Raw genomic sequence first — 1352 nt, forward strand, 5'->3', positions numbered from 1 at the left:
ACCACCCCCTGGAGCCCGCGTCGCAGACCCATCGGCCCTATCTCGGGCGGCCCATCCGCGGAGCCTGACTCCTCCCCCCGATACACACCTGCCGCCGCACTCCTCGCCGCATGGGTGGGCACTGAGAAGGGAGTGAAGGCAAGGGTGGCCTCTCGGCCCGCCTGGCCCGGCCTCGCCGGCAACGAGGCGCACCCGGAGGCCAGAAGGGCCAGCACCAGCGCCAGGCCAGGCCCGCCGCGCCAAGGCCGTTCAGCGCGCATTGTCCACCCCCAGCCCCACCGAAGCGAAGGCGCCTGGCCGCAGCGTCCCTTCCGCCGTCGGGAACAGCAGCGTGCCCCCCTGCCCCACCGCGTACAGCTTCCCGCCCAGGAAACGCCACCGCGCCTCGCCCGACGCGAGGTAGCGCGCTCCCGGCTGACCCGCGCCCGACGCCAGCCCACCCACGCCCACCGTGAGGTTCCGGTGGAAAGCCTGCACCTCCATCCGGCCGTCCACGTCCACCCGGCCCCAGTTGAAAACCTCGGCCCCCATCGTCAGGCGAAAGTGGCGCTGCCCCAGTCGTCCCAGGCCCTCACCATCCCAGTTGAGAATCACCTCGCCGTGGGCCGAGTACCCGTCCGGAAACGGTGCGTCCGCCTGCGGAACAGCGTCCGGGCCTGCCACCTGGAAGCGCGCCAGTTCGTAGTCCGGGCCGAAGGCGCCCTGGCGGAAACCTCCGCGCTGGAGACGCCCCTCCAGGCGCGCGCGCATGTCCACCGTCGAGGACATGTACTCCGCGCCCAGCCCTGCCACCGCGCCCCACGCGCCGCCCTCGCCGGGACGCCCGCCCCAGCCCGCGTTCGCCTGCAACTCGAAGCCTCCCTCCTTGTTGCGGCGGCTCACGAGGACGGCTGTCCCATCCAGGTGGCCCAGCGTCATCGGCTCCGACGTCCCTCTGGCCTTGCCCCAGTCATGCGCCGCGGACAGCGACAGCATGTACTTCATGGGGTACGGCTGGCGGCCGAAGAGGATGTGCTGGATGTCCAATGCGACTTCTGCCCCCATCAGCCGCGCGCCCAGCACGTCCGAGGCGAAGGCCTCCACGTAGAAGGGCCTCAGCATGCCCGTCACCAGAGCCCCGGCTGGGTGGTAGTCGGGGTTGCCCCGGTTGTTGTAGCGGCGCACCAGATGCCCAGACAGCAGCGTGTAGGACTCCAGGGCCCCCAGCCAGACGAAGTTCGGCGCGTCGCCTCCTATCGTCAGCGCCTGCACCACCTGGCCCCAGTCGGACAGCTCGTCCCAGTCCTCCTTCCGCACCAGACTGGCGCCCTCCTCTGCGCCCCACATCCGCAGTCGCACCGGCGCGCCCAGGT

General features: G+C 71.4%; 1 protein-coding gene. It reads right to left on the minus strand.

The genetic code is table 11. From position 1 onward, the window contains the following. Positions 1–249: 249 nt before the first annotated feature. Positions 250–1350, minus strand: a complete 1101-nt coding sequence (locus tag HUW62_RS47260) for a hypothetical protein (protein WP_255204050.1) — start codon at positions 1348–1350, stop codon at positions 250–252. Positions 1351–1352: the final 2 nt, after the last annotated feature.

The organism is Myxococcus sp. AM011 (assembly GCF_013372595.1).
Lineage (GTDB): Bacteria > Myxococcota > Myxococcia > Myxococcales > Myxococcaceae > Myxococcus > Myxococcus eversor.